Here is a 23,706-nt window from a genome sequence, read left to right as displayed (position 1 = left end):
ACCCGACTACCTCTGTTCGGCGGTACAAGATCGAGATGCTGTGGTGGTACACCAGTTCAGCTCGATTCAGCAAGGTCCAGCCGCATTAACGGCTCGATAACGGCGCTTGACAGCCCGTGTGCCGCACACCACATTGTGATCACTCTTGTTGGACTTGGTGTCGGTGTTCGGTTGATTCGGTCGAATGTCCCCTGTAGGAGCGACGATGACGAGGTTCTCCGCCAGTCCCCATCCCCTCATGGGGCGGCGTGCCCTGCTGAAGGCCGTCCTGGCCGGTGCGGGCATCGCCGCGGTCCCCGGACTGGCCGCGTGCGGCTCCGGTGACGGCGGTGGTGGTGGCTCCACCGACACGGTGTCGTTCGGCAACAACCTGTCCGACCAGGTGCCGAAGGACGCGATCACGGCGGTGCTGAAGTCCTTCGAGGGCGAGTCCGGCCTCAAGGTCGCGATCAACACCAAGCAGCACGAGCAGTACCAGGAGCAGATCAACAACTACCTGCAGGGCAGGCCGGACGACGTGCTGGCGTGGTTCGCCGGCTACCGGATGCGGTTCTTCGCCGAGAAGGGCCTGACCGGCGACCTGAGCGACGTGTGGTCGAAGGTCTCCGACAACTACGAGCCCGGGCTGAAGGAGGCGTCCACCGCCTCGGACGGCAAGCAGTACCTGATCCCGTTCGTGCAGTACCCGTGGGGCATGTTCTACCTGAAGAGCGTCTGGCAGCAGCGCGGGTACACCGTGCCGAAGACGCTGGACGAGATGGTCGCGCTGTCCACCCGGATGCAGGCCGACGGCCTGGCGCCGATCGCGTTCGCGCAGAAGCAGGGCTGGCCCGGCATGGGCACGTTCGACCAGCTGAACTTCCGCATCAACGGCTACCAGTTCCACGTCGACCTGATGGCCGGCAAGGAGGACTGGCAGGGCCCCAAGGTGCGCGAGGTGTTCGACACCTGGAAGCGGCTGCTGCCGTTCCACCAGGAGAACGCCCTCGGCCGCGAGTGGCAGGAGGCCGCGCAGTCCCTCCAGCAGGGCAAGTCGGGCATGTTCCTGCTCGGCACGTTCGTCGCCCAGCAGTTCAAGGGACAGGAGGACGACCTCGACTTCTTCCCGTACCCGGAGATCAACCCGGAGCACGGGCAGGACACCGTGGAAGCCCCGATCGACGGCTACATGATGTCGAAGAAGCCGGGCAACCCCGAGGGCGCGAGCAAGCTGCTGGAGTTCCTGTCCACGCCCGCCGCGCAGCTGGCGTACCTCAAGGCCGACCCGACGCAGGTCGCCGCGTCGAACAAGGCCGACACGTCCGGCTACAACTCGTTGCAGAAGAAGGCCGCGCAGGTCATCAAGGAAGCCGCGCACATCACGCAGTTCCTCGACCGCGACACCGACCCCCGGTTCGCCAGCGACGCGGCGACCAACGGGATCAACGCGTTCATCCAGAACCCCGACGACATCGACGCGATCCTCAAGGGCATGGCCGACCAGGCGAAGACGATCTTCACGGAGTGACCGCGTGACCGCCTTGCAGTCTCCCCCGGAGCCGGCCGGGACGACGGACCCCTCCCCGTCGCCCCGGCGCGGCAGGCGGCGCGCCACCGCGCTCGCGCCCCGAGACAAGCTCGTCCTCGGCCTGATGCTCGGCATCCCGTCGCTGCTCCACCTCGCGTTCGTGTGGGTGCCCGCGATGGGCTCGATCGCGCTGTCGTTCAGCAGGTGGGACGGCATCGGCGGGTTCGAGGACATCGAGTGGGTCGGCTTCCAGAACTACGCCGACATCTTCACCCGCTACCCGCGGTTCTGGCCCGCGGTGCAGCACAACCTGATCTGGCTGCTGTTTCTGATCGTCGTGCCGACGGTCGCCGGGCTCCTGCTCGCCGTCCTGCTGGACCGGCAGCTGCGGTTCGGGCGGCTCTACCAGAGCGCGCTGTACCTGCCGATGGTGCTGTCGCTCGCGCTGGTCGGGTTCATCTGGCAGCTGATCTACCAGCCCGAGCAGGGGCTGCTGAACAACGTGCTCGGCACCGCCTCGACGGACCCGGTGAACTGGCTGGGCGATCCGGACATCAACCTGTACGCGGTGCTGGTGGCCGCCGGGTGGCGGCACACCGGGTACATCATGCTGCTGTACCTGGCCGGGCTGAAGGCGGTGGACCCGGCGCTGAAGGAGGCCGCCGCGCTGGACGGCGCGAACGCGCGGCAGACGTTCTTCCAGGTGACGTTCCCGGTGCTCAAGCCGGTGAACGTGGTGGTGCTCGTGGTCACCGTGATCGAAGGCCTGCGGGCGTTCGACATCGTGTACGTGATCAACAAGGGCCGCAACGGGCTGGAGCTGCTGTCCGTACTGGTGACCGACAACATCATCGGTGAGTCGAGCCGGATCGGGTGGGGTTCCGCTTTGGCGGTGATCCTGCTGCTGATCTCGCTCGGGTTCATCATCACCTACCTGTTCCAGGTGTTCCGCGAGGAGGAACGGGCGTGAAGTCCCGACCCGCACGCGCTTCTCAGCCCCGCATCTCTTCGGCCGGCATCTCTTCGGCCGGCATCTCTTCGGCCGGCATCTCCTTGCCCCGCGTCGCCCTGCACGCGTTCCTGATCGTCACGTGCCTGGTGACCCTCGCCCCGTTGCTGTGGGCTCTCTACGCGTCGCTGCGCACGTACGACGACACCGCGCGCAACGGGTACTTCTCGGTCGCCGAGGGCCTGACGCTGGACAACTTCACCAACGCGTGGACGCAGGCCGACCTCCCGCACTACTACCTGAACACGCTGATCGTGACGGTGCCCGCGTTGGTGCTGGTGCTGCTGTTCAGCTCGATGGTGGCGTTCGGGGTGTCGCGGTTCAGCTTCAAGTTCAACCTGGTGCTGCTGATGCTGTTCACGGCCGGCAACCTGCTGCCGCAGCAGGTGATCGTGACGCCCCTGTGGCGCATGTTCCTGCTCACGCCGGTGCCGGAGTGGTTGAGCGACAGCGGTGTGCTGCTGGACTCGCACCTGGGGCTGGTGCTGATCCACGTGGCGTTCCAGTCCGGGTTCTGCGTGTTCGTGCTGAGCAACTACATGAAGACGATCCCGCACGAGCTCACCGAGGCGGCCCGGGTGGACGGCGCGGGGGTGTTCCGGCAGTACTGGCAGGTGATCCTGCCCCTGTGCCGTCCCGCGCTGGCGGCGTTGGCGACGCTGGAGTTCACCTGGATCTACAACGACTTCCTGTGGGCGCTGGTGCTGATCCAGACCGGCGACAAGATGCCGATCACGTCCGCGCTGCAGAACCTCAAGGGCACGTTCTTCGTGGACAACAACCTCGTCGCCGCCGGCTCCCTGCTGGTCGCGCTGCCCACGCTGGTCGTCTTCTTCGTCCTCCAACGCCAGTTCATCGGCGGCCTCACCCTCGGCTCCACCAAGGGCTGACCCCACCGCGTGAGTCCTACGTCCAAGACGCGTGAGTCCTGCGATCAGAACGCAGGACTCACGCGGTGGTGGGGGTCAGTGCGAGGTGGGGACAGGGCTGGGGCGGCCGGGGAGGCGGAGGGTGAACATGGCGCCGCCCTCGGGAGCCCGGCCCACGTAGGCCATGCCGCCGTGGCGTTCCGCCACCTGCTTGACGATCGCCAGCCCCAGGCCGGAGCCGGGGAGGGTGCGGGCCTCGGAGGAGCGGTAGAAGCGCTCGAACACGTGCGGCAGGTCGGCGTCGGCGATGCCGGGACCGGAGTCCGCCACCTCGACCACCGCGCTCCCGTCGCCCAACTGCTTGAGGCTCAGCCGGACCACGCCGCTCGCGGGGCTGAACTTCACCGCGTTGTCGAGGAGGTTCAGCACGGCGCGTTCCAGCGCGCTCGAATCACCCAGCAGCGACCACGGCTGGAGCTCCACCACGAACCGCACGTCCGTCGCCCGCCGCTTCGCCCGGTCCAGCGCGCGCTCCACCACCTCGACCAGGTCCACCGGCTCGTGCACGACCTGCGGCGCGTCCTCCCGCGCCAACTCCACCAGGTCCCCGATCAACGTGGTCAGCTCGTCCAGCTGCGCCCGCACGTCGGCGTTGATCTCCGCCTTGTCCTGGTCGGACAACGTCGGCGAGCCCGGCTTCTCCGACGCCAGCAGCAGCTCCAGGTTCGTCCGCATCGACGTCAACGGCGTGCGCAGCTCGTGGCCCGCGTCGGCGACCAGCCGGCGTTGCCGCTCCTGCGACTCCGCCACCGCGCCGAGCATCGCGTTGAACCGCTGCGACAGCAGTGCCAGCTCGTCGTCACCGGACACCGGGATCGGCCGCAGGTCACCCGTCATCGCGACCCGCTCGGTGGCCTCCGTCAGCCGCTGCACGGGCCGCAGCCCGGTCCGCGCGACCGCCGTGCCCGCCGCCGCCGCGACCAGCACCCCCAACCCGCTGATCACGAACAGCACCACGGACAGCTTGCCGAGCGACACGTTCAGCGGCTTGGTCGACTGGGCGATCAGCATCGCCTGGCCGTCCCCGTACGGCACCGCGATCACCCGGAAGTCGGTGCGCTCGTCGGTCCAGAAGTTCTCCGACCGCGTCCCGCGCGCCACGTCCAGGTCGGCGGGGTGGGTCGGCGGCGCGATCGTGCCCTTCGGGTAGAGGATCCGCCCGCTCACGTCCAGCACGCCGATCCGGACGTCCCCGGCGGCAAGGAACGCGCCGGGGATCTCGGTGACGTCGTTGTTGACCTTGGGTGCGTTGACCGCCGCCTCGGCCCGCTGCCGCAGGGTCTCGTCCATCTGGTCGTGCAGGTTCCGGCTCACCGTCATGTACGCGCCGAGCGACACGACCGCGACCGCCCCGGCGACGCAGAACGCGGCGAGCAGGGTCACCCGTGCCCGCAGCGACACCCGCTGGAGTCGCCCGTTGGCGGCACCGATCACGGAGGCGTCTCCCGCAGCACGTACCCGACCCCGCGCACGGTGTGCAGCAGCCGCGGCTCGCCCTCGGCCTCGGTCTTGCGCCGCAGGTAGCCGACGTAGACCTCCAGCGCGTTGCCGGAGGTCGGGAAGTCGTAGCCCCAGACGTCCTCCAGGATCCGCCCCCTGGTCAGCACCTGCTTCGGGTGCCCGAGGAACAGCTCCAGCAGCGCGAACTCGGTCCGGGTGAGGCTGATCGGCCGCTCGCCGCGCCGCACGTCCCGGGTGCTCGGGTCGAGTTCCAGGTCGGCGAACCTCAGCGTGGCGCCGGCCGGCTCCTCGGCGTCCGAGGCGGCCCGCCGCAGCAACGCGCGCAACCGGGCCAGCAGCTCCTCCAGCGCGAACGGCTTGGGCAGGTAGTCGTCCGCGCCGGCGTCCAGCCCGGACACCCGGTCGGACACCGCGTCACGGGCCGTGAGCACGAGGATCGGCAGGTCGTCACCGGTGCTGCGCAGCCGGCGGCACACCTCCAACCCGTCGAGCCGGGGCATCATCACGTCCAGCACCATCGCGTCGGGACGCTGGGAGACGACGGATTCGAGAGCCTGCTGGCCGTCGCCGGCCAGGTCGACCTGGTAGCCGTTGAACTGCAGTGAGCGACGAAGCGACTCACGCACGGCCCTGTCGTCGTCGACAACGAGGATGCGCATGGGGCCCAGTCTCGCCCCTGGTCCTGAGAGCCGCCTGAGAAGGGAGTGTGAGCTACCCGTCAAGTTTTTCGCCGTTGACGTCACGGGCCACCGGGGCGTTCCAGCGCCGCCACAGCGCCACCAGCCGCAGCCCGACGATCAAGGCCGACGCGACCAGCGCGACGGGTCCCGCCGGCAGGCGGAGGTGGTCGCCCAGCGCCACCACGACCGCGCCGCACAAGGCCGCCACCGCGTAGATCTCCCGGCGCAGGACCAGCGGGATCTCCCGCAGCAGCACGTCCCGCAGCGCACCGCCGCCGATGCCCGTCGTCATCCCGACCAGGCACGCCGTGTACGGCGGGGCGCCCAGCTTGAGAGCCGCGGTGGTGCCCGCCGTGACGAACAGCCCGAGCCCGATCGCGTCCAGCAGCTGCACCGCCCGCCACAGCTTCGTCACGGTCGGGTGAAACCAGAAGACCACCAGTCCGGTGACACCGGCGACGGCGAGGTAGGGCCAGCTCACCAGGGTCACCGGCGGGTGCACGCCGAGCAGCACGTCCCGCATGATGCCGCCGCCCAGCGCGGTGGTCAGGGCCAGCACGATGACCCCGAACACGTCCAGCCGCGCCCGCACCGCCGCCATCGCCCCGGAGGCGGCGAAAGCGGCGATCCCGACCTGGTCCACCACGGCGAGCAGCACGGTTCGCAGGTTAGAAGTAGTCCGCCAGGCGCGGCACGCCAGGTGCGCCGACCAGCCGGTCCAGCAACGCCGCGTCACCGTCCAGCAGCCCGGCGCGGCGCAACGCGTGGCTGTCCTGCATGCCGCTGAACCACGGGCCGAGCGCACGCGCGTGCAGCCGCACGGCGCCGCTGCCGCCGGGCTCGACCCGCACCCGACCGTCCTCCACGACGAGCCGCTGCCGTCCCGCGTGCCACGGCGCGTGCTCGTCGACCACTTCGAGGTCCACCGCCGCCGGTTTCAGCCACTCGGCCGCCGGCCACCCCCGTGCCGCGACCGCCGCCGGCAGGTCCACCACCCGCAGCAGCCACGCGGACGTGGTCACGGTGAACTCGATCGCCTGGTCGGTCAGCAGGCCGGTGACGGCGGGGTCGGTGACCCGGAGCGCGGCCCGGTCCAGCACCCCGGCCCAGCTGCCCAGCTCGCGCAGCAACCCGAGCTGGGTGGCGGCATCCCGTCCGACCAGGTCGAACACCCGCAGGCCGGCGGCGCCGCGCTCGGCCGCGAGGTACCCGCGCACCTCGCCGTCGTGGCCCGGCACGACCGACACGACGTCCAGCTTGAGCAGCTCGGCCACGTCGAACGTCGGAGCGCTCCGGTCGACCAGCCCGTCCACCGTGGACGCGACGTCGTTGTAGCAGGCGTGCACGGCTGGGAGATCACCCTCCACGGCAGGCCGGGAGGACACCCGGTCGGCCGCCGGCATCCGGTCCAGCCGGCAGTCCAGCCACTCCAGCACCCCGGCCCGCTCCCACCCGCGCGCCCGGTAGACCGACGGCACGGTGGCGTAGAGGGCGGACACCGCCTGGCCGCGTTCCCGCATGTCCCGCAACGCCGCGTCGAGCAGCGCGCCGCCCACCCCGCGCCCGCGCGCCCACTGGTCGACGGCCACACCCCCGACACCGCCCATGGGCACGGTGGAGCCGCCGTAGAACTGGTGGAACTCCTTGATCGTGAGCACGCCCGCGATCCGGCCGTCCAGCTCGGCGGCCAGCCCGCGGCGGCCGGGCCGCAACGACGGCTCGCCGATGCTGCCGAACGCCACCCGGCGCAACCGGTCGGCGTGCTCCACGTCGGCCTCGGCGAGTTCGCGGATCAGCACGTGGTCCTGCTTACCAGGTGAAGAAGCCCTGGCCGGTCTTCCGCCCCAGGTGTCCGGCCGCGACCTTCTCGCGCAGCAGCGCGGGCGGCTGGAAGCGGGGGCCGAGCTCGGCGGCCAGGTGGTCGGCGATGGCCAGCCGGACGTCCAGGCCGACGAGGTCGGTCAGCCGCAGCGGGCCCATCGGCCAGCCGTAGCCGAGCCGCATGCCGGTGTCGATGTCCTCGGCGCTCGCGACGCCCTCTTCGAGCATCCGGATCGCTTCCATGCCGACCGCGACCCCGAGTCGCGAGGTGGCGAAGCCCGGCGCGTCCCGCACCTCGATGACGGTCTTGCCCAGCTCCTCGGCCCAGCCCCGGACCCGGGTCACCACCTCGGCGGACACCCCGTCGTGGCGCACCAGCTCGACCAACTGCTGGACCGGCACCGGGTTGAAGAAGTGCATGCCCAGCACGCGTTCGCCGGGCAGCCCCTCGGCCAGCGCGGAGATCGACAGCGACGACGTGTTGGACGCCAGCACCGCGTCGGGGCAAGCGTTTGCGGCGGCCTGGAGCACCTGCCGCTTCAGCTCGATGTCCTCGGGCACGGCCTCGACCACGAGCGACGCCCCGGCACCCACGTCGTCCAGTCGTCCCACGACGGTCAGGTGCTTCAGCAGCTCGTGCGGGACGGCGTCGAGCCTGCCCCGCTCCGCCGCCTTGGCCAAGGACGCCTCGACGGCCCGCCGCGCGGCCGACGCCCGATCGGCGCCCGCCTCGACCAGCACCACCTCGTGCCCGCCCGCGAGGAAGAGGTGGGCCACACCGGCGCCCATCGTGCCGCCGCCGATCACCACCGAGATCATCGGTCCACGACCTCCGCCGCGAACATGGCCACCAGCTCGACCCCGCCGATCTCGGAGAGGTTCGCCCCGGCGGCCTGCCACTCGGGAGAGCCGAACGCGTCCTTCATCGCCTGCATGGACTCGAAGTACATCTCCGCCACCAGGTGCGGCTCGTTCGCACCGAGGAAGCCGGGCACGAAGACCCGCGAGACCTTGGCCACCTCGGCCCGCAGCAGTCCCGGCGTCTGCTCGACCAGCGGCAGGTGGGACGTGAAGTAGGCCTCGTCGAACGCCTCGACGTCGGCCGGTTTCCGGTACAGGGCGACATACTTGACCATGTGACACCTTCCGTCCGGTTTCGCGAGTGACTGTAACACCGGCACCATGGACCGGTGCGGATCATCCTCCTGCGCCACGGGCAGAGCCTGGGCAACGTCGACGAGTCGGAGTACTGCCGCGTCCCCGACCACGCCCTACCGTTGACCGGAGTGGGCGAAGAGGAGGCCAAGGCCGCCGGCCCGCGGATCAAGGGACTGCTGAACGGCGACCCGGCGGCCGTCTACGTGAGCCCGTACGTGCGGACCAGGGCCACCCTCCGCAACCTCGACCTCGGCGACCAGGTCGAGCGCACGGTGGCCGAGCCGCGGCTGAGGGAACAGGACTGGGGCAACCTCCAGGACCCCGTGCAGCAGGAGGTGCTGAAGCACCAGCGGCACGCGTTCGGCCACTTCTTCTTCCGGCTGCCGAACGGCGAGTCCGGCGCGGACGTGGACGACCGGCTGGCCGCGTTCCTGACCGAACTGGAGACCCGGATGCACGACCCCGCCCACCCGTCCACGGCGCTGGTGGTGTCCCACGGGCTGACCATCCGCCTGCTCTGCCGCCGCCTGTTCGGGTGGAGCATCGAGCTGTTCGAGTCCCTGTCGAACCTGGAGACCTGCGAGCACCGCGTGCTCACGCACAACGGCAGGACCTGGCACCTGGACCGACCGTTCACCCAGTGGCGACCGTCCCCGGACGGCGAGACCCAGGGCCCGATCGCGACCTCCTGACCCGGCGCCACGTCGGCGGCCACGCAGACCACGTCGTCCGGACCGCCGTTGGCGTTGGCCAGGTCACCAGCCGCCGCGTCGCCTCCTCCGGGTCGGCCGCGGACACCAGCACCTCCAGCGGGGCGAGCGCGTCGACGGCCATCGGGCTGAGCGGCTCGCCGCGGGCGCCGAACCCGTCGGCCACGGTGAGCAGACGCTCCCCCGCGCAGCCGCGGTCCTGGTTCGAGTCCGCGATCGGTGCGCACGGCGCACCTGAGCGCGAGGGTCATGGTCGTGTCCTTCCCGGACAGTCGCTCCACGAGGGAGGCGGCCAGGGCACGCCGGGCCGCGGTGTCCGCCTCGACCTGCGCCCAGTAGGCGCGCACCTCGTCGGCGGCGTCCGCCGGGTCGAGCGGGCACACCAGCCGGGTGCGGGCCGGCGGCATGCCGATCCTGCGCAGCCACGCCACCAGCCGGGCCCGGTCGAGCTGGTCCGGCGCGTACAGCCGGTAGCCCGACACCGGGTCGACCCGGGCGGGTGTCAGCAGGCCCCCTCGGCCGGGTCCGTGGCCCGGCCGAACCCACCGTGGCGCTTCACCCGGGGTGAAGGTCGACCAGCACGTCGCCGACGGTCCGCGGTGGACGGTCAGGACCGGGCGGGTGAGGGCTCCCGCGCCAGGCTGCCGAACGACACCGTGCTGGCCACGACCAGGACCGCCAGCGCGGGCCAGTCCGGCGCCAGCTGCCCCTCGTGGCCGACGACGAAGCTCGCGTACAGGCCCCAGCACTGGACGGCGGTCAGCACCGCACCGGGCACGGTCGTCCACCAGGACACCGCGGCCACCACCACGACGAGCAGGACCAGGGCGAACACGGGCCACTTCGCGGCCACCGCGGTCACGCCGACGCCACCCGCGAAGCCCAGCGCGGACCCCTGCACAGTTCCGACCATGACCGGCCATTCAAGCCCAGTTGAGACACACGCCACGCCCTCGACGGTCAAGTTCACCGGATCGCGTGAGGCACGATCCTGCGAATGAGCTTCTACGACGTCCTGCACCGCCGGAGGGACACCAGGGGCGAGTTCACCGGCGCCCCGATCCCACCCGACGTGCTGCGCCGGGTGCTCACGGCCGCGCACGCGGCGCCCAGCGTGGGTTTGTCCCAGCCGTGGGACTTCGTCGTCGTGCGGGACGGGCACACCCGCCGCGCGTTCCGCGACCACGTCCAGGCCGAGCGCAGCGTCTTCGCCTCCGAGCTGGACCCGCGGCAGGCCGAGCTGTTCGCCAGGATCAAGGTGGAGGGAATCCTCGAGTCGACGCTCGGCGTGGTCGTCACGTACGACCCCGACCGCGGCTCCCCCGCCGTGCTCGGCCGGCACGCGATCGCCGACGCCGGCCTGTACTCGGTGTGCCTCGCCATCCAGAACCTGTGGCTCGCCGCGACGGCAGAGGGCCTGGGCGTCGGCTGGGTGAGCTTCTACCGCGAGGACGTGCTGCGCCGGCTGCTGGACATCCCGTCCCGGCTGCGTCCCGTGGCGTGGCTGTGCCTCGGCCCCGTCGCCTCCCTCCCGGAGACACCCGACCTGGAGCGGCACGGCTGGCGGAACCGGATGCCCCTTGAGGACGTACTCCACGAGGAGCGGTACACCCGGCGTTCGGGCCGGTAGCCTGTGGTAGCCGTGCCGGCGGCGAGCGGGCCCGCGTACCGCCTCGCCGAGTCGGAATGGAGTGTCAGCACGAGTGGAGCAGCGAGATCCGCTGGTAGCGGGGCAGGTGCCGCAACTCGACCTTGAGGTCAAGGCGTTGCTGAACGCTGGCCGCCTACCGGAGGCCAACACCCTCTTCGACCAGGTCGTGAGCCGCGTGCCACCCGGCGCGGACCGGTGGCAGCGGTCGGCCGTGCTGGTGAACCGGGCCAAGCTGGCGTGGCGGCTCGGCCGGATCCCGCTGGCGCTGGAACTGGCCGCGGAGGGCTGGACCGACCTCGACGGCGAGCACGCGGACAACGCCGCCGCCGCGCAGGCCATGCACGCGCTCGCCTACCTGCTGGAGGGCATCGGCAACCGGCGTGCGGCGGTCGACATGCTGCGGCTGTCGGTGCAGGTCGCGCGCAAGGCGGCGGAGACGTCCGAAGCCGGGACCGAGGTGCTGGGCCACTGCCTCCAGGGCCTCGGCGGCACGTTGAACTTCCGGGCGATCTCGTCACCGCCGGAGCGCGCGCCGGCGATCTTCGCGGAGGCGCGCGAGTACCTCAAAGAGGGCTTGGAACTGGCCAAGGACGGGCAGATGCGGCGGGCGCTGCTCGCCGCGTACAGCCGTTCGCTGGCGGGCGTCGGCGAGTTGGAGCAGGCCGAGGAGAACGCCACCGAGACGTTGCGGCAGGGTCGGGACGCCGGCGACAAGTGGGCTACGGCGGTGGCCGGCTGGGTGCTGGCGGTGGTCCGGCGCGAGCAGGGCGAGCTGGTCGAGGCCCGCACGCTGGCCAGCCGGGCGGTCGCCGCGGCGGAGTCCATCAACGACCCTTCGCTGCTGCTGCGGTTCTCGCTGGACCTGGCGGACATCTGCGCCGAGATGGGCGACCACGTCGGCGAGGCGACGGCGTTGCGCTGCTCGGTCGCGGCGAGCAAGACGGCGACCGAGACCCTGCAGGAAGGGCTGGCGCAGGCGTTGGAGCAGCGCCGGGTGGCGGTGCAGGCGCAGCGGCTGGCGGTCGCGGCGCAGGAGGCGGCGGCGCGCGACCCGCTGACGGGGCTGGCGAACCGGCTCGGGCTGGAGCGCGCGGCGGCCGGCCTGCTGGAGAGCACCGCCGCGCGGGGCCGGGTGCCATGGCTGGTGCTGGTGGACGTGGACCGGTTCAAGGGCGTGAACGACGACGCCGGCCACGCGGCGGGTGACGCGACGTTGCGCGAGATCGCGCAGCTGCTGCGGCGCGAGTGCCGGTCCGCCGACCTGGTGGCGCGGTGGGCCGGTGACGAGTTCGTGGTGCTGCTCGGTGATCCCGGCGGCAACTCGTCGGAGGTCGGCCCGACGGTCGCCGAACGCATCCGGGCGGCGGTGGACGGCCACGACTGGACCGTCGTCCTGGGCACGACGCGGCGGCCCACGGTGAGCATCGGCGTGGCCGCCGGCCCGGCGAAGCTGGACCAGCTGTTCGCCGCCGCCGACATGGCGCTCTACCGCGCCAAGCGCCAGGGCCGCAACCGCGTCGAAGTCGAGCCCCACGTGGACGTCCCCGCCGAAACCGTCTCCGGCCCCTGACCCCCGCGCGAGCCCTCCACCCAGACACCCCGAGTCGTCCACTCGCGCACCCCGAACACTCCACTGAGGCACGCCGAACCACGCGTTCGTACCGGCTGGCGGTGTCCGAACGGAAGGTTCGCGGTGCCTGAGTGGACGACTCGCGCGGGGTGGGGTTAGGCGATCAGGCCGCCGCGGAAGGCGACCAGGGCGGCCTGCACCCGGTTCACCGCGCCGATCTTGCCCAGCACCGACGAGACGTAGCCCTTCACGGTGGCCTCCGACAGGTGCAGCGTGCCGCCGATCTCGGCGTTCGACATGCCCTGTCCGATCAGGACCAGCACCTCGCGCTCCCGCTCGGACAACGACGCCAGCAGCCGGCGCGCGGGCTCGGCGGCGCGCTCACCGTCCGCGACCGCCGCCAGCACCCGCGCCGCCACACCGGGATCGAGCACGGCTCCGCCGAGGGCGAGGTCGCGCACCGCCCGGACCAGCTGCTCGGGCTCGGTGTCCTTGAGCAGGAAGCCCGACGCGCCCAGCCGCAGCGCCTCCGACACGTACTCGTCCACGTCGAACGTGGTCAGCATGGCGATCTTCGGCGGGTCGGGCAGGGTGCGCAGCCTGCGCAGAGCCATCAACCCGTCGTTCGACCGCATCCGGATGTCCAGCAGCACGACGTGCGGGCGGTGCCGGCGGGCCAGTTCGGCCACCAGGTGCCCGTCGTCGCACTCGGCCACGACCTCGATGTCGCCGGCGCTGTTGAGGATCATGCGAAGGCCGGACCGGACGAGGTCTTCGTCATCGGCCAGCATCACCTTGATCACGACGCCTCCCCGCTTTGGCGTTTCGTGTTCGTACTCGCCCAGCATCGCGCACGAACACGCAAGCTGATGTTAATTCACCGTTATCTCACCACGGAAAGACGCAGGCGCCGCCCGTTCACAGTTGCCAGGAAATACCCGAGGTCAGCTCAACACCTGCGCGACTTCCCGGCGCAGCCGCGGCAACAGGGCGTAGAGCTTGTCGCCCGGGCAGAGCGTGTCCCGGTAGTCCCGATGGCCGTGGATCGCCGATGGCGAGATCCCGTACTGCTCGCACGTGTACACGCAGAACGACACCAGCGTGTCCCATTGCAGCGTCGGCGGCTCCACGTCCATGTAGAGGCCTTCGTTCTCGATCCCGATGGCGGCGGTGTTCTGGCCGGGGCAGTGCGCGCCGACCACGACCCGGTCACCTCCGCGCAGGGCGGCCAGGCTGCCGTGCCTGCCCTCCATCAGGAACCCGCCGCGGCTGTTGGTGAAGTGCTGGCCGGAGTCGAGCCAGCCGTTGCGGTCCATGTGCAGGTCCTGGATCCACCGGGCGTTGGCGTACGCCGCCGCCTGCGAGTAGTCGTCGACGTTCGCGGACGCGGTGTGGTGGATGAGGATGCGGACCGGCCGCTCGTTCACAACGGTCGGTGAGGCGGACGGCGGCCGTGCGCCCCAGTCGGCGCAGCTCCGGATGGGCAGGACGGGTGAAGCGGCCAGGGCGGGGGACGCGCCGAGACCCGCGAGCACACCCGCGCCGGCCAGACCGGTGAACAGCGATCGACGTCGCACCATGTGGACCTTTTTCCCAATATCCGACTGATAGGTCAAGAGTTCACACCCGGTCGGCGGAATTTCAAACGCGAAGGACTTTCGCGAATCGGTACCTGACAGTAACGTGCGTCACACGATCCCTGCCTGGAAGGAGCTTCGCGTGATGCGGAGAGCCGCCCGATCGCTAGCCGTGGTCACCCTCCTCACCGCGGCCGTCCTCACCGTCCCCACCACCGCTCAGGCGCAGGTCGAGACCAGCGCGTTCACGCCGGACGACCACTGCCTCGGGCAGTGCCACGACGTGCTGCCGCCCGGCCAGAACGGGAACGCGACCCTCGCCGAGATCCTGGCCCACCAGGCGCTCGGCACCCGTCCGGCGCACTCCGCCGACCAGCTCGGCCGCTACGACTCCCTCGTCGCCGGCTACGGCGGCCTGACCAACGAGCAGCTGGGCACCTTCTTCAACGACGCCTCGTTCGGCGTCCCGGCCGACCAGGTCGAGAGCACCATCAAGCCGCGCGCGGACGTGACGATCGTGCGCGACAAGGCCATCGGGATGCCCCACATCTACGGGACCACCCGCTCCGGGACGGAGTTCGGCGCGGGGTACGCCGCCGCGCAGGACCGGCTCTGGCTGATGGACCTGTTCCGCCACCTCGGCCGCGGCCAGCTGTCCGGGTTCGCCGGCGGCGCCGAGGGCAACCGGGTGCTGGAGCAGAGCTTCTACAACCAGATCCCCTACACCGAGGCCGACCTCCAGGCGCAGATCGACCAGGTCGCGTCCCAGGGGCCGCGCGGCGCGCAGGCGTTCCAGGACGTCAAGGACTACATCGCGGGCATCAACGCCTACATCACCGCGTCGGTGAGCAGCCGGACGTTCCCGGGCGAGTACGTGCTCACCGGGCACGCCGACGCCATCACCAACTGGAACGACATCAAGCCGTTCCAGCCGACCGACCTGGTCGCGATCGCCGCCGTGGTCGGCGGGCTGTTCGGCGCGGGCGGCGGCGGCGAGGTGCAGAACGCGCTGGTGAAGCTGGCCGCGCAGAACCGGTACGGCGCCGTCGTCGGCGAGCAGGTGTGGCGGTCGTTCCGCGAGCAGAACGACCCCGAGGCGGTGCTCACCCTGCACGACGGGCAGCGCTTCCCGTACGGGACGACGCCCGCGTCACCGCAGGGCGTGGCGCTTCCGGACGGCGGCGTGGTGACGCCCGAGCCGATGGTCCACGACCGGACGTCGACCGGTCAGTCCACTGTGGATGTTCCCGCGAACCTCAAGGCAGTGGAAGGGCTCTTCGCCGACGGCGTGCTGCCGCGCGACCTGTTGAGCAGGAAGCAGGGCATGTCCAACGCGCTGGTCGTGTCCGGCGCGCACACCGACACGGGCAACCCGATCGCCGTGTGGGGTCCGCAGACCGGGTACTTCGCGCCGCAGCTGCTGATGTTGCAGGAGCTGCACGGTCCGGGCCTGCGGGCGCGCGGCGTGTCGTTCGCCGGCGTCTCGATGTACGTGCAGCTCGGCCGCGGCCTGGACTACGCGTGGAGCGCGACGTCCGCCGGGCAGGACATCACCGACACGTACGCCGTGGAGCTGTGCGAGCCGACCGGCGCGCCTCCGTCCGCGTCGTCGCTGCACTACCGCTACCACGGGCAGTGCCTGCCGATGGAGCGGTTGGAGCGCAAGAACTCCTGGAAGCCCACGGTGGCCGACCCGACGCCCGCCGGCTCGTACACGCTCGTCATGCACCGCACGAAGTACGGCCTGGTGCAGAGCCGCGCGAAGGTGGACGGGAAGTTCGTCGCGTACACGTCCCTGCGGTCGACCTACCTGCACGAGGTGGACTCGATCATCGGGTTCCAGGAGTTCAACGACCCCGACGCGATCCGGTCGGCGGCGGACTTCCAGCGCGCCGCCGAGCACATCGGGTACGCGTTCAACTGGTTCTACGTGGACTCCCGCGACACCGCGTACTTCAACTCCGGCGCGAACCCGGTGCGCAAGGCGTCCGTCGACCCGCACCTGCCGGTGAAGGCCGAGCCCGCGTACGAGTGGGAGGGCTGGAACGCCGACCGCAACACGGCGACGTACACGCCGTTCGCGCAGCACCCGAACTCGATCAACCAGGACTACTACATCAGCTGGAACAACAAGCAGGCGCTGGACTACTCGGCGTCCGGCTACGGCAACGGCTCCGTGCACCGCGGCGACCTGCTGGACGACCGGGTGCGGGCGTTGATCGCACGCGGTCCCGTGACGCGGGCGTCGTTGACGCGGGCGATGGCCGAGGCGGGCGTGGCCGACCTGCGTGCCGAGCAGGTGCTGCCGGACCTGCTGCGGGTGATCGACACGGCCGCGGTGACCGATCCGGCGGTGGCGTCGGCGGTGGCGAAGCTGCGGGACTGGCAACGGTCCGGCTCGCTGCGCAAGGAGACGTCGCGCGGCAGCAAGGCGTACGGGCACGCCGAGGCGATCCGGGTGCTGGACGCGTGGTGGCCGATGCTGGTGGAGGCGCAGTTCAAGCCCGGACTGGGTGACGGCCTGTACGCGCAGCTGACGCGTGCGCTCCAGGTGGGCGAACCGCCGTCGGACGCGCACGGCACCGCGCCGCACAAGGGCTCCTCGTTCCAGTACGGCTGGTGGAGCTACGTCGACAAGGACCTGCGGGCGGTGCTCGGCGACCGCGTGGACGGTCCGCTGGGCGCCCGCTACTGCGGCGGCGGCTCGCTCGCCGCGTGCCGCCAGGTGCTGCTGGACAGCCTCCGCGCGGCGGCGGCCAAGCCCGCGACCTCGGTCTACCCCGGTGACGCGTCCTGCGCCGCGGGCGACCAGTGGTGCGCGGACACCATCGTCCACCGGTCCATGGGCGGCATCACGCACGACAAGGTGAACTGGCAGAACCGGCCCACCTACCAGCAGGTCGTGCAGTTCCCGTCCCGCCGCGGTACGAACCTGGCCAACCTCGCCGCCGGCGCCACCGCGTCCGCCAGCAGCCACGAGCGCGGCTGGTTCCCGTCGCCACCGTCCAACGCGGTCGACGGCAAACCGGACACGCGGTGGGCCAGCGACTGGTCGGACCCGCAGTGGCTGCAGGTGGACCTGGGTTCGACGCGCACCGTCGGCCGGGTCGTGCTGTCCTGGGAAGCGGCGTATGCCAGGGCGTATCGCATAGAGCTGTCGACCGATGGCAGCACCTGGCGGACCGTCTATACGACATCCGTGGGCGATGGTGGCCGGGACCTTGCGTCCTTCACGCCCGGTGCGGCACGATTCGTACGAATGACGGGTATCCAACGGGGCACCGGTTACGGATACTCGATCTACGAACTTGAGGTCTACGTTACGTAGACCGGTCCGCAGGAAGACCCCGGTCCACCCCCAGGGACCGGGGTCTTCCGCCTTTCCGGCTTTCGTCACCGGACCTGGGTCATCGGACCTGGGTCATCTGGCCCGAGTCACCGGGCCTGGAACAGGTAGTTGCGCACGCGGTCGTCGATCCGATCGGTCGGCCGCCAGGCGTTCCGGTGCCAGACGTGCATGCGGTAGCCCCGTTCCGCGAGCCAGTCCTGGACGTCCCGCGCGCGGTAGCCGAAGCGCAGCACGTGCCGTTCCTCTATTTCCAGGAGGAGTTTCGGCCGAAACCTCTCGATCGTCGCGGAACCGCCTTGCAGCACGCGGAGTTCCGCGCCTTCCACGTCGGCCTTGACGAAATCGAGCCGGTCGATGGCGTTGGCCGCGCAGAACCGGTCCAGGGTGTCCGTCCGGACGACGACTTCGAGGTGGTCGGCGAACTCGGCGTTGGACCCCAACCCGTCCGCGCCGGCGGTGAGGAACGAGCGGCCCGTGACCGGTGTGCCGTGGCGGACGGGGACGCTCATCACGTCCCTGCCCTCGGTGACGCCGAGCGCTACGGAGTGCCGCACCACGTTCCGGGCCTCGCGCGGGCGCAGCAGGTACGACAGCGTCGGGTGGGCGAACACCAGCGGCTCGATGCTGTGCACAGTCCCCTGTGGACCGACGAGGCGCGACAGCGACACGGTGTAGAGCCCGAGCGCGGCGCCGATGTCGACGCACACGTCACCGGGTCGCACCACGTCCGGCAGGCCGATCAGCTCGGGTTCGACGAACGGCGTCAGCCGGGCGAGGACGCGCAACGCGCCCGCCACGGCCGCGCCGCGCACCTCGGTCAGGTTGTGGGTCACGGTGACCAGGTTAGGGACTGGGTCGGATTTCGGGCGGAGTCAGGGGCTTCGCGCCGTTCTGGAGCCCGACTTGTGCGGCGAACTCCGCAGCGACCGTCGAACCGCCGTAGATGCCGAGGGCCTTGGCGAGGTGGAGGCGGACGTCGGCGCGGTGCCCGTCGTCCAGGCGGGGCAGGGCGCTCTCGAAGGAGGTGACCAGGGCGTCGGCCCAGTGGTGGTCGCGGCGCTGGGACGCGATGCCGACGAGTTCGGCCAGGTGCCGGCTCAGGGCGACGGCCTGCTCCACCTCGTAGCCGTTGCGGACGAGCCACCAGATCGTGGCGGTGGAGAGGTCGGTCAGGACTTCGTCGCGGAGGTACTTGATCTCGGCGCGCTCGGCGTCCCGCTCGGCCTGGCGCATGGTGGTGGTCTGGAGGAGTTCGATGTGCTTGCGGGCCATCTCCAGGTCCGGCTCGTCGACCGTCAGCTCGATCCCGTCCGCACGCGCCCAGACGTGCGTCCCCTCTACCTGCCGTTCCGCGGCCAGCTCCGCGCCGAGCTGGTGCTGGAGCGGGGCGTGGTGGACGAGCATCGACCGTTCGGTGAGCGTCTTGGCCCGGTGGATGATGTCGTTGACGGCGGCGCTGCGCGGTGCGGCGTGCCGTGCGCCGGAGGTCAGGTCGACCCGCCAGTGGATCGTCATCCGGGCGCGGAAGTCGAGGCCGTAGACGGCGCTGGGGAGCGGCGTCTCGAAGGGGTGCTCGTGGGCGGTCGGTGCGGGGACGAACGTGTACTGCTCGTCGTGGTCGGGGGTGCGGCGCCGACGCCACCAGGCGGCGAGGGAGCCCAGCGGGCCGGGACGGAAGTCAGGCCAGGGTCTACTGCTCATGGGATGGCTTTCGTCGGAGGTGAGATGCCCAGATGTCCCCTTCTGTACCTCACTGGACCGATGCGGAACAGATGAGGTCGCCCACTTCCCTCGGACAGCCGATGCGGGAGGGCCGGTCAGCTCACCCAAGGTGCATGCTCCTACGCCCACCGAGTGACAACCCCACCACCTGGACCCGCACTCCCCACCCGGTAGGCTCCCCCACGCGCCCTCGTAGCTCAGGGGATAGAGCATCGGTTTCCTAAACCGTGTGTCGCAGGTTCGAATCCTGCCGGGGGCACTCACCTTTCGCCGGGTGAATCAGGCCCTGAGCAGCGGCAACGCGCTCGGGGCCTGATCTTTTACCCTCAGTCGGGCCTGGTACAGGCGCGGACGGCGGGCAGTCCCGGTGGCCGTCGACCGACCGCCCGTCGTCGCAGCACCGGGATTGCCGCCGACGCCAGGCAGCCGGCCCTCATCACCCGCGCCCGAGAGGCGCGGCGGCGGCGAGCGATGGCGGAACGCCGATCACCGGGCTCCTGCTGCGGGTCGACGGCGACAGCACCCGCTTCCGCTACTGGCGGAACCGGCTCCCGTGGTCGGCGGGCCGGCACCCGGTTCGCGGTCGGCCGCCCCTGCGTCAGGATCTGCGCTTCAGGCGGCGGCCCAGTTCGGCCAGCAGTTGCTGGTCCGTGAGCGCCGAGGGGTCGGGGGCGGGGGCCCGCATGTCCGCTTCCTGGGCGGTGATGAGGTGGGCCTTGACCATGACCTCCAGGGGGCTCATGCCGAACGCCCTGGCCACCAGGCGTGCCGTGTCCATGTTGGGGCGTTCGCCCTTGCGCCACCTGGTGAAGCAGCTTCGGTCGAGGCCGGTCCGCTCGCTGAGGTCCGCCGGGGTCATGGCGCGGTCCTCCAGTTGGCGTTCCACCCACTCCCACCAGGTCGAGTCCGCACTCTCGTCTGTGGTCACCCGCACCATCGTACGCGCGCGGGCGCAACGCGTGTTGCGCACTCCCCCCAGGTGCGCCTGACCTGCGCGTTGTGTGCGAACAACATCGGTTGCGAATGAACCGCACACTGCTAGCGTTGTGCGCACACACCAGCCGTTGGGTGCGCACAACACAAGGCGGATCATGCCGAACAAGATCAAGCTCCGCACCGACGTCTTCAGCAGGGCCGCGCGGCTCGCCGGGTTCACGTCGGACTACGCGCTGGCCAAGGCGATGGACGTCAACCGGTCGACGGTCGCGCGCGTCCTCGGCGGCGAGCTCCAGCCCGGCGCGGCGTTCATCGGCGGCGCGTTGACCGCACTGGCCCCGATGCAGTTCCACGACCTCTTCGAAGTGGTCTCGACCCGTGACGACGCGCCCAAGACGTCGCGCTGAGCGCTCATCGAACGCATGTTCGATCCGTCCACAACTGGGGACAACCCTGTGGACAACTCAGTCCTTGCTGGTCAACGCCTGTGCATGACTGAGCAGTTCGTCCACCGACCACTGGTCGTACGCGTGCTGCCCCAGCTTCTCGGCGACGACCCGACCGTCCGGCGCGATGAGGAAGTCGGCGGGCAGCCCCAGCCGCCCGTTCGTCGGGTTGGGCAGCGGGCGCCGACCGCGCAGCACCGGCCCGAGGTCGCGGACGACACCGACGACCATCGCACCCCACGCCCGGGGGTCGAGCAGGGACCGCGGGGCCGACTCCACGCCGAACTCCACGTAGAGCCTCTTGCCCGGATCACCGATCACGGCGAACGGGAGGTCGGCGACGTGCGGGCGCAGCTCGTCCGCCGTCGAGTGGAACACCACGACCTCGATGATCCCGTGCGCGGTGATCTCGTCGTGCCGCTGCACGACCGACCTCAGGTGCAGGTTGCACACCGGGCAACCGGCGAAGCGGCGGAACTGCAGGTGCACCAGGCGGTCCGGGTCGGGCACCCGCACCGTGCCGCCCAGGACGGCCTCCCACTCACGTGCGCCGACCTTCACGTTCGTTCCCCCTCCGGCGTGAGCGTGCACTGTACGCTTACGCACGTTATGCGCGTATGTTGTACGCTGTCAAGGCCATGCCCCGCCCGAAGTCACTCACCCCGGCCGCGCTGGCCACCGCCACGCTCGCCGTGCTGGACCGTGACGGCCTGGCCGCGCTGTCGATGCGCGCCGTCGCCGCGGAACTCGGCGTGGGCACCATGTCCCTGTACCGCTACGTGGCCGACCGGGACGAGCTGGAAGCCCTGGCGGTCGAGCACGTGCTGTCCCGAGTGGACGTCGAGCCGCCGAAGAAGGCGTTGTGGGACAAGCAGGTCGCGGTCCTGGTCGAACGGGTCCGCGCGGCGATCGGCCGGCACCCCAACGCGGTGCCGCTCACCATGGCGCACCGGCACCGCTGCCCGACCGTGCTGCGGTGGAGCGAGGCGGTGCTGGGCGTGCTCACCCGGGCCGGGTTCACCGGCGAGGAGCGGGTGATCGCGTTGCGCGCGGTGCTCGGCTACCTGATCGGGTCGACCGAGATGGAGCACCGCGGCCCGCTGGTCGGCAGTGGCACCGACGCGATGTCCGGGATGGCGGAGAAGTACCCGCTGCTGGTCGAAACCGCCGGGGTGGCCAAGGGGATCCCCTCGGACGTGGAGTTCCGCCGAGGATTGGAGGTCGTGCTCAGCGGCCTGCGACGCCCCTGAGACCGGCCGCTGGGAATCGGCCCCCGAGAACCGCTCCTGAGCAACGTTGAAGACCGGTCCTGACGACCGCTGCTCACGACCGGTGCGGAGGCCGAAGCCGACCTCGGCCTCCGCGCCGTACAACGCGACGAACACGGAGTTGCGCTCCGAGCGTGGTGTCGACAACCGGCGCGGAGCCGACTCCCGCTGCGCCTCCAGGTCAGGTTCGCCGTTGAGGAGGGTCGAACCTCCTCCACCCGTCCACCACCGCGGACGCGGACGGGAAGCCTGCTGCCGTGCGACGCCGTGCTGCCATGCGACGACGTCCGGCCGTCACGGGACCCGGTCTTCGTCGGGCAGGTCGAGCAGTTCTTCGAGCACGTGCGCGGCCGGACCGTGGCGCCGCCACGAGAAACGGCTGGGGGACAACACGTTCACCTCGTCGGCGGGCATCCGCATCGCGACCGCGTCGTCCTCGGTGTGCAGCCGTACGACGTCGATGACGGCGTCGTGCGCGCGCACGCCCACCACCGCCGCCAGCTCCCCCCGGGCATCGCGGGGGTGGAGGAACTGGAAGCCGCGCGCTATCAGCTCGCGCAGCTGGACCGTCGTCCGCGTGGAGTGGTCAGTTGAGGAGGTCATCGAACTCCCCGTCCCTCGCCCCGGCCACGAAGGCCGCGACCTCAGCTCGGGTGTAGACGAGCGCGGGGCCGTCGGGGAACCGGGAGTTGCGCATGGCGATGGCGTCACCTTGGAGCACGGCGAGTTCGACGCAGTTGCCGAGCGCGCCGCTGCGGACGCTCTTGCGCCATGTCACGTCCGACAAGTCGGCAGCGGACATGCCGTTGTGAACCTTGCTGGCCATCGACATCAGCCCTCCAACCAAGAGTGATGCAGCTGCACGTGCATCTGACTGTGCACGGACGGTAGCACTGAGTGGCGCACGGGTAAATGCACGTGCAGATGCAGGATTCGAATCTCATCCGGAAGGAGGAAAACTAGAGGTCAGCTCGCATCTTGGCGAGCATCTGGCGACTGCGGTCAGGCGTCTCGGCGTCCACCGTCAGCCGGTCGAAAACCCGGCTGTAGATCTCCAGTTCTTCGAGTTTGTCCAGGTAGAGCGCGCCGGCGAGGTGTTCGAGGTAGACGATGTCCGGCAGGTCCGGCTCACTGAACCGCAGCATCGTGAACGGTCCTTCCGCTGCGTAGCCGCTCAACGGAAAGGGCACTACCTGCAGAGTGACAGGCCCGTCCTTGGTCACGCTGAGCAAGTGATCGAGTTGGTCGAGCAGGACCCGACGGCCGCCGATGGGCCGGTGCAGGACCGATTCGTCGATCACCGCCCACACCCGCGGAGCGCCCGGACGGGCCAGGATCTTCTGCCGCTGCATCCGCAACGACACCCGCCGCCGCACCGCGGGCGTGGCCAGCTCCGGCCGGCCGTGGCTGGCGATCGCCATCGCGTACGCCTCGGTCTGCAGCAGACCGGGCACGAAGTGCGTCTCGTAGGTCAGGATCCGGGACGCCGCCTCCTCCAGGCCGACGTAGTCCTGGAACCAGTCGGGCATCAGGTCGGTGTACCGGTGCCACCACCCCGGCGAGTTCGACCGGCGGACCATCTCCAGGAACTTCGCCCTGGCGTCCTCGTCGTTCATCGCGTACATGGTCAGCAGGTCGCTCACGTCGCGTTCCTTCAGGCCGACGCGACCCAGCTCCATCCGGCTGATCTTCGACTCGGAACCGCGGATCGCGTACCCCGCGTCCGCGCGGCTGATCTCCGCGGCCTCGCGCAGCCTGCGCAGCTGGGCGCCGAGCACGATGCGCAGCGCGGTGGGGCCGCTCTCCCGCTCGGGCGCGGGCTCGCCAGTCGCCATCGCCGATCCTCCCGACCGTAATGCCCGTCCACCCGAACAGCGGTTGCGCCCGGGTGGGGCCAACTCGCATCGTCACT

The 23,706-nt window shown here is 70.6% G+C and carries 25 protein-coding genes and 1 tRNA gene; 10 read left to right on the top strand and 16 right to left on the bottom strand.

Annotation, left to right across the window (positions count from 1 at the left end; all coding sequences use genetic code 11):
• Window positions 1–205: 205 nt before the first annotated feature.
• Genes ACRAKI_RS03055 through ACRAKI_RS03045 form a run of 3 tightly spaced genes read left to right on the top strand, consistent with a single transcriptional unit; the run spans window position 206 to window position 3,406 of the window.
• The gene (locus ACRAKI_RS03055) at window positions 206–1,507 is read left to right on the top strand and encodes an ABC transporter substrate-binding protein (protein WP_447005529.1); all 1,302 of its coding nucleotides are present in this window, start codon (window positions 206–208) and stop codon (window positions 1,505–1,507) included.
• A 4-nt stretch (window positions 1,508–1,511) separates the two neighbouring features.
• On the top strand, window positions 1,512–2,477 hold the full coding sequence (locus tag ACRAKI_RS03050) for a carbohydrate ABC transporter permease (protein ID WP_447005528.1): 966 nt from the start codon (window positions 1,512–1,514) through the stop codon (window positions 2,475–2,477).
• On the top strand, window positions 2,474–3,406 hold the full coding sequence (locus ACRAKI_RS03045; RefSeq protein ID WP_447005527.1) for a carbohydrate ABC transporter permease: 933 nt from the start codon (window positions 2,474–2,476) through the stop codon (window positions 3,404–3,406). The genes ACRAKI_RS03050 and ACRAKI_RS03045 overlap by 4 nt, the downstream gene beginning before the upstream one ends.
• A gap of 75 nt (window positions 3,407–3,481) precedes the next feature.
• Here the strand turns inward: ACRAKI_RS03045 and ACRAKI_RS03040 are convergent, their stop codons facing one another.
• The 6 genes from ACRAKI_RS03040 to ACRAKI_RS03015 are packed head-to-tail and all read right to left on the bottom strand — an operon-like array spanning window position 3,482 to window position 8,543.
• A complete protein-coding gene (locus ACRAKI_RS03040; RefSeq protein WP_447005526.1) occupies window positions 3,482–4,879 on the bottom strand; it encodes a HAMP domain-containing sensor histidine kinase in 1,398 nt (465 codons plus the stop codon).
• Window positions 4,876–5,565 carry a response regulator transcription factor gene (locus tag ACRAKI_RS03035; RefSeq protein WP_447005525.1) on the bottom strand — a complete coding sequence of 230 codons (690 nt, stop codon included), beginning with the start codon at window positions 5,563–5,565 and terminating at the stop codon, window positions 4,876–4,878. Before ACRAKI_RS03035 ends, ACRAKI_RS03040 begins: the two co-directional genes overlap by 4 nt.
• 52 nt (window positions 5,566–5,617) lie before the next feature.
• Window positions 5,618–6,244, bottom strand: coding sequence for a trimeric intracellular cation channel family protein (locus ACRAKI_RS03030; RefSeq protein ID WP_447005524.1), 627 nt, complete (start codon window positions 6,242–6,244; stop codon window positions 5,618–5,620).
• A 10-nt stretch (window positions 6,245–6,254) separates the two neighbouring features.
• Complete coding sequence (locus tag ACRAKI_RS03025) at window positions 6,255–7,385, bottom strand: GNAT family N-acetyltransferase (RefSeq protein ID WP_447005523.1); 1,131 nt, start codon at window positions 7,383–7,385, stop codon at window positions 6,255–6,257.
• A gap of 10 nt (window positions 7,386–7,395) precedes the next feature.
• Window positions 7,396–8,226: a 3-hydroxyacyl-CoA dehydrogenase family protein gene (locus ACRAKI_RS03020; protein ID WP_447005522.1), complete on the bottom strand. Its 831-nt coding sequence runs from the start codon at window positions 8,224–8,226 to the stop codon at window positions 7,396–7,398.
• Entirely contained in the window at window positions 8,223–8,543 is a 321-nt protein-coding gene (locus ACRAKI_RS03015; RefSeq protein ID WP_447005521.1) for an EthD family reductase, read from the bottom strand. Before ACRAKI_RS03015 ends, ACRAKI_RS03020 begins: the two co-directional genes overlap by 4 nt.
• A 54-nt stretch (window positions 8,544–8,597) precedes the next feature.
• Here ACRAKI_RS03015 and ACRAKI_RS03010 point away from each other — a divergent pair, with 54 nt between their 5' ends.
• Window positions 8,598–9,257 carry a histidine phosphatase family protein gene (locus tag ACRAKI_RS03010; RefSeq protein WP_447005520.1) on the top strand — a complete coding sequence of 220 codons (660 nt, stop codon included), beginning with the start codon at window positions 8,598–8,600 and terminating at the stop codon, window positions 9,255–9,257.
• Between the two features lie 625 nt (window positions 9,258–9,882).
• Here ACRAKI_RS03010 and ACRAKI_RS03005 read toward each other — a convergent pair.
• Complete coding sequence (locus tag ACRAKI_RS03005; RefSeq protein ID WP_447005519.1) at window positions 9,883–10,188, bottom strand: hypothetical protein; 306 nt, start codon at window positions 10,186–10,188, stop codon at window positions 9,883–9,885.
• A gap of 84 nt (window positions 10,189–10,272) precedes the next feature.
• On the opposite strand from ACRAKI_RS03005, the gene bluB reads away from it, so the two are divergent.
• Both bluB and ACRAKI_RS02995 read left to right on the top strand, forming a co-directional pair.
• A complete protein-coding gene (gene bluB, locus ACRAKI_RS03000) occupies window positions 10,273–10,905 on the top strand; it encodes a 5,6-dimethylbenzimidazole synthase (RefSeq protein ID WP_447005518.1) in 633 nt (210 codons plus the stop codon).
• Between the two features lie 73 nt (window positions 10,906–10,978).
• Complete coding sequence (locus ACRAKI_RS02995) at window positions 10,979–12,496, top strand: diguanylate cyclase (protein WP_447005517.1); 1,518 nt, start codon at window positions 10,979–10,981, stop codon at window positions 12,494–12,496.
• Window positions 12,497–12,651: 155 nt separating this feature from the next.
• Here the strand turns inward: ACRAKI_RS02995 and ACRAKI_RS02990 are convergent, their stop codons facing one another.
• Together ACRAKI_RS02990 and ACRAKI_RS02985 are read right to left on the bottom strand one after the other, a co-directional pair.
• Window positions 12,652–13,299, bottom strand: a complete 648-nt coding sequence (locus tag ACRAKI_RS02990; protein WP_447005516.1) for a response regulator — start codon at window positions 13,297–13,299, stop codon at window positions 12,652–12,654.
• 141 nt (window positions 13,300–13,440) lie between these two features.
• A complete protein-coding gene (locus ACRAKI_RS02985; protein WP_447005515.1) occupies window positions 13,441–14,076 on the bottom strand; it encodes a peptidoglycan recognition protein family protein in 636 nt (211 codons plus the stop codon).
• A gap of 142 nt (window positions 14,077–14,218) precedes the next feature.
• Here ACRAKI_RS02985 and ACRAKI_RS02980 point away from each other — a divergent pair, with 142 nt between their 5' ends.
• Entirely contained in the window at window positions 14,219–17,401 is a 3,183-nt protein-coding gene (locus ACRAKI_RS02980; RefSeq protein ID WP_447008319.1) for a penicillin acylase family protein, read from the top strand.
• A gap of 107 nt (window positions 17,402–17,508) precedes the next feature.
• Here ACRAKI_RS02980 and ACRAKI_RS02975 read toward each other — a convergent pair whose 3' ends face one another.
• Together ACRAKI_RS02975 and ACRAKI_RS02970 are read right to left on the bottom strand one after the other, a co-directional pair.
• Window positions 17,509–18,255, bottom strand: coding sequence for an FkbM family methyltransferase (locus ACRAKI_RS02975; protein ID WP_447005514.1), 747 nt, complete (start codon window positions 18,253–18,255; stop codon window positions 17,509–17,511).
• Between the two features lie 10 nt (window positions 18,256–18,265).
• A complete protein-coding gene (locus ACRAKI_RS02970) occupies window positions 18,266–19,123 on the bottom strand; it encodes a hypothetical protein (protein ID WP_447005513.1) in 858 nt (285 codons plus the stop codon).
• Between the two features lie 207 nt (window positions 19,124–19,330).
• Here ACRAKI_RS02970 and ACRAKI_RS02965 point away from each other — a divergent pair.
• Window positions 19,331–19,403, top strand: a tRNA-Arg gene (locus ACRAKI_RS02965).
• 339 nt (window positions 19,404–19,742) lie between these two features.
• Here the strand turns inward: ACRAKI_RS02965 and ACRAKI_RS02960 are convergent.
• The gene (locus tag ACRAKI_RS02960) at window positions 19,743–20,072 is read right to left on the bottom strand and encodes a helix-turn-helix domain-containing protein (protein ID WP_447005512.1); all 330 of its coding nucleotides are present in this window, start codon (window positions 20,070–20,072) and stop codon (window positions 19,743–19,745) included.
• 163 nt (window positions 20,073–20,235) lie between these two features.
• Here ACRAKI_RS02960 and ACRAKI_RS02955 point away from each other — a divergent pair, with 163 nt between their 5' ends.
• Window positions 20,236–20,487 (top strand): transcriptional regulator, encoded by a 252-nt coding sequence (locus ACRAKI_RS02955; protein ID WP_447005511.1) that lies wholly within the window; start codon window positions 20,236–20,238, stop codon window positions 20,485–20,487.
• Window positions 20,488–20,544: 57 nt separating this feature from the next.
• Here ACRAKI_RS02955 and ACRAKI_RS02950 read toward each other — a convergent pair whose 3' ends face one another.
• Entirely contained in the window at window positions 20,545–21,087 is a 543-nt protein-coding gene (locus ACRAKI_RS02950; protein ID WP_447005510.1) for a peroxiredoxin-like family protein, read from the bottom strand.
• Window positions 21,088–21,143: 56 nt separating this feature from the next.
• On the opposite strand from ACRAKI_RS02950, the gene ACRAKI_RS02945 reads away from it, so the two are divergent.
• Window positions 21,144–21,776 (top strand): TetR/AcrR family transcriptional regulator, encoded by a 633-nt coding sequence (locus tag ACRAKI_RS02945; RefSeq protein WP_447005509.1) that lies wholly within the window; start codon window positions 21,144–21,146, stop codon window positions 21,774–21,776.
• A 312-nt stretch (window positions 21,777–22,088) separates the two neighbouring features.
• On the opposite strand, the gene ACRAKI_RS02940 is transcribed toward ACRAKI_RS02945, so the two are convergent.
• The 3 genes from ACRAKI_RS02940 to ACRAKI_RS02930 form a co-directional block, all read right to left on the bottom strand.
• Window positions 22,089–22,397, bottom strand: coding sequence for a hypothetical protein (locus ACRAKI_RS02940; RefSeq protein ID WP_447005508.1), 309 nt, complete (start codon window positions 22,395–22,397; stop codon window positions 22,089–22,091).
• Complete coding sequence (locus ACRAKI_RS02935) at window positions 22,381–22,620, bottom strand: DUF397 domain-containing protein (RefSeq protein WP_447005507.1); 240 nt, start codon at window positions 22,618–22,620, stop codon at window positions 22,381–22,383. The genes ACRAKI_RS02940 and ACRAKI_RS02935 overlap by 17 nt, the downstream gene beginning before the upstream one ends.
• 133 nt (window positions 22,621–22,753) lie before the next feature.
• The gene (locus tag ACRAKI_RS02930; protein ID WP_447005506.1) at window positions 22,754–23,629 is read right to left on the bottom strand and encodes a helix-turn-helix domain-containing protein; all 876 of its coding nucleotides are present in this window, start codon (window positions 23,627–23,629) and stop codon (window positions 22,754–22,756) included.
• Window positions 23,630–23,706: the final 77 nt, after the last annotated feature.

This window comes from Saccharothrix isguenensis (assembly GCF_052936305.1).
The sequence above is the reverse complement of the archived record's forward strand: the minus strand, read 5'-3'. Positions and strand labels throughout refer to the sequence as shown.